Origin of the sequence: Bacillus sp. JJ722, from assembly GCF_036963345.1 — a bacterium.
GTDB lineage: Bacteria > Bacillota > Bacilli > Bacillales > DSM-1321 > Bacillus_AD.
Window position 1 is genome coordinate 1 of sequence record NZ_JBALMO010000211.1, and the last position, 3,868, is coordinate 3,868.

Annotated in this window: 3 protein-coding genes; all 3 read right to left on the reverse strand. The window is 31.8% G+C overall.

Translation table 11 applies throughout. The features are described 5' to 3' along the window. Positions 1-167: 167 nt before the first annotated feature. The gene (locus V7014_RS21140; protein WP_335510035.1) at positions 168-1,892 is read right to left on the reverse strand and encodes a metallophosphoesterase; all 1,725 of its coding nucleotides are present in this window, start codon (positions 1,890-1,892) and stop codon (positions 168-170) included. 672 nt (positions 1,893-2,564) lie between these two features. After that, entirely contained in the window at positions 2,565-2,912 is a 348-nt protein-coding gene (locus V7014_RS21145) for a DUF4260 domain-containing protein (RefSeq protein ID WP_335510036.1), read from the reverse strand. Between the two features lie 303 nt (positions 2,913-3,215). Further along, positions 3,216-3,868 (reverse strand): hypothetical protein (locus V7014_RS21150; protein WP_335510038.1); only part of this gene is annotated, 653 nt, incomplete at its 5' end.

Here is a 3,868-nt window from a genome sequence, read left to right on the forward strand (position 1 = left end):
CATTAATGGCCTTTATGTAAATCTAGATGAACAATTTTATCTGTCAATCTTCTTTAAAGTATACTAATAATAAAAGCAAATACATACGGCAATGTTAATAAATCTATTCTAAAAATGAAGATGTAAGCTTGTTGCTTACATCTTCATTTTTTGTAACATTAAGACTATTATTTACTTTTCACAGTGAATGTTGTTGAAGCTACAGAATCATACCCACTTCCATAGAAATAAACGAACTTATACGTCGATCCTTCTTTATATCGATTTGGATAAATATTGTCTTTAGGATTGTAAGTAAATTTGAACGTTCCATCTGTAACTTGCGTGTACTTCCACCAAATTGATGCAACATCACCGGGATTTTCATTTACTTCATATAATCCAATCCAGTCACTTTTTGGGATTCTCGCATTTTCAACTGTTACTTCTACTAGATCCTCTATTCCGTTTAATACATCTTTAGATAAAGTAATGTTTACATCCTTCACTTCACCGTCAATAGTTTTCCCTAATACTTTTAAAGAGTTATTACTTTTATTTCCGTATGCATCAAGGGCAAGTACTTCAATCTCATAAGTTGTATTAGGCTTTAATCCTTCGATTGGTAGCGTTAATGGATTTGGCACAGGGTCCTTATAAAATTCTGAGAATGCAATGAATTCCCTAGAAACTTCACCTGTTTCGATATTTCTAGCCACTACTTGATAGTCATGTACAAGAACCTTATCTTTCGCTTGAGTAAACATAATAGCTAACCCAGTTGCAGTTGTCATTTCATGAACAATGGATAGCATTGCGTCGTTCATAAAGTAAGGTGCCTTTTTATCTCTATCTTCTATATATTTAAAATTATGCTTATTAGCAGGAAGATTAATTTCAAATGGTTCTCCTGTCCAATCATTGTTATGAATATCACGGCGTTTTATCAATACTTTATTGTTATATATCTCTACAATTAGTGCTTGATTAAGAATATCGGCTCCCTCAGGCACTTCTCCTTGAATTCTTCCGGCATCTAGATACAAATAGGCACCTGAAGAAGTTCCGATAGAAGTAAAATCTTTCTGATGAATAATTCTAGGATCATCTAACGGATAATGGGTATGACCGGAAAAAGAAATGACTTGCGGATATTTTTTAAAAGTATTGTAAAAAAGATCTCTATTTTCAGAGAAGCCCCATTCGCTACCATAAATGGTTCCTTTGATGGGCTGATGATGGAAGACAAAAATTGGTTTCTTGCGATCATCATCGTTCGCCAGCTTTAACTGTTCATCTAGCCATGCAATCTGCTTTGCCGAAAAAGTTCCTTCAGTTTTACCATCTTCAGTACCAAGAACAATAAAGTGATATCCTTTGATGACCTTATGATAGTAAATGGATTCCATACCTGTTTTCTCTTTAAATCTTTCTTGAGCGTCAGCCACTGATAACCCATTCCAGTAGTCATGATTACCGATAGCAAACATTGAAGTAGCTTTCGCTTGTTTCCTTGCATTGTAAGCAGTCATAAACTTATCATATTCTGATGTAACTCCATAATCGGTTAAATCACCAACAACCACAAAAGCATCTTGTGTTGGAGCTACCTGATTTAATTGTTCCAAAGTAGTAATAAACTTTTCTAAAGTTTTATTATTGCCAGAATTAATATGTACATCGCTTATAACCGGAAACACTAAATCTGGTTTATTTCCCTTTGAATAAATAATTGAAGAGTTAGATACAGCCTCTACAGGCAAACTATTTAGTGAATGAATCAACGTTAACCCAAGCGTAGCTCCAGCAACTCCTGATGTCTTCTTAAAAAAGCTTCTACGATCCATTTTTTTATCAAAAAAATCATTACTTGTCCCACTATTCATTTCATGATCATTTTGTTTATTATTCATAGGGATCCCTCTTTTCACAAAAAAGATTTTAAATTGTCATTTCTTATTACCCCAGTTAAAGCTTCATAAAGTATGGATTTTTTATCTTTCTTTTCTGATAATTAATCACTCACCAAACAATTGCATTCTATAAAAGTCACATTTATAATGACCACTTTGTTTTTGCTAAAGTACGTCGTAGTCAATCGAATTGTGGAAGACTTATGTAGTTCGGAAGATGATCATATAAATGTTTTTCATTTCCGAACACTATAAACAAATAACCATCTACTATTTTTTCATAAAATGGCTAGTCCACTACACTACCAACAACTGCGTCGATTTATTTCCTTGTAAATGTGATTGATCGTTCATCATTGTCATCTCCTCTTTACACAATATGTTGTTCTAGATTGTAGCGAAGGCCCAAATCTTACTAAAAGATTCCGTTTAGGCAGAACATCCTTTTACTATTCAAAGATCTTTCCTTACAAAGAAATTCTTTGTAAAACAAATAATACACAAAAAGCATTAAGCCACCATTAATTTAAAGTAAACGATTCTTGGTTTTAATGTTAAGTCCATAAAAAGTTACATAATCGAATCACCATACAAAAAAGAGGAATAGCCAATATTGACTTTTCCTCTTTTTAACATGTTAGGATTTCTATTTATATAATTATGGAGAGTTAACTATATTCTATTTAAATGTGTGTCTTTAAACTCGTTCTGGTATTTAAGCCCATAGCCAACCGTTCGATCCATACCAATGTGGGCTGCTAGAATGAAACCTAGTGCTAACACTAAATCTATTGACCATATAACACCAATGAATATTAAAAAAATAGCTAATATGTATGTATGAAATAAGTTATAGCATATTGAACCGATTTTATTGTTTACTAGATACCCCAACATCGATAAATCTGGACTCAACAGCAATACAAAAAATAATATCCAGCTAAAATTATTTTGAGAATAAAAATACACACTTAATAAGAACACAAATACCCCCTCTAAGTGAAGCAGTAATCTAACCAACGAAATCCCCCCTAATTTTGTTCAATAATCTGTTTTTCATGCAAATTATATCAAGTCATACCTCTATTTACCATTTCATGTTACAGTAATATCTTTTTCCATAAATTCTCCACTATACAAAAAAGCGATTCAACATATTTATGAATCGCTCCTAAAAGGATATAATTTTTATGAATGTTTCATATAATGTCATTCTTGATCAGCGAAATCGGATAATGAGTTTCAGTAACTAATTTTCACAGTTTTCATTCCATAATAGTAATCATCAACTAAAGCAATTACTTTTATTTCACAGCAATCTTCTTACATTTTGGATTCAATATATTCATTCTTTGAAGTTGTTGAGGAAATTGCAATGTAATAGTATGTATGTTCTTTTTTAATATAAGGTAATATAATAAGCCGTTGTAGTCCCTTATGAAATGATTCCAATGTATGTGGTAAATTACAGTCACCTATAACGATTTTAATCTGTAAATCCTCTGCATACAAAGAATAATTATGTCTTCGAATTTGTATTATGTTAGAACCTAAATTCTGTAATTTTCTATACCAATAAAATTTCATCGAAACAGCTTGAGTATTTTTCAAAGAAGCTCTTATTCTTTCAAATATATCAAATTCTCCGCTTGCTTTTAATCTTTCTTCATATTCACGAACCACTGCTAAATATTCTTCATCTATATGATCATCTTCGATGTCAAATTCCGTTTTATATCTTCCTACCTGTATTGTTAAGTATCCCTCGTTTAACAAACGAACCAGTTCGTCAAACTTTTCTTTTTTTTCAGCAATATATCCTGAAGTAAACGGATCTTTTACTGACCTTAGTATTTTAGCTAGCTTATTAGTATCCCATTTTATTTTTCGACCTTGCTCCAAATCCTTTAGTAATTTTTCTATAGAAGCCATAAAAACACTATCTCCTTTACTGCCATTTCTCTTAGCTGCTTCAT

What these genes read in the sequence shown, in the direction of transcription:
- V7014_RS21140 (WP_335510035.1), bottom strand. Translation starts at nt 1,892, where the DNA reads ATGAATAATAAACAAAATGATCATGAAATGAATAGTGGGACAAGTAAT.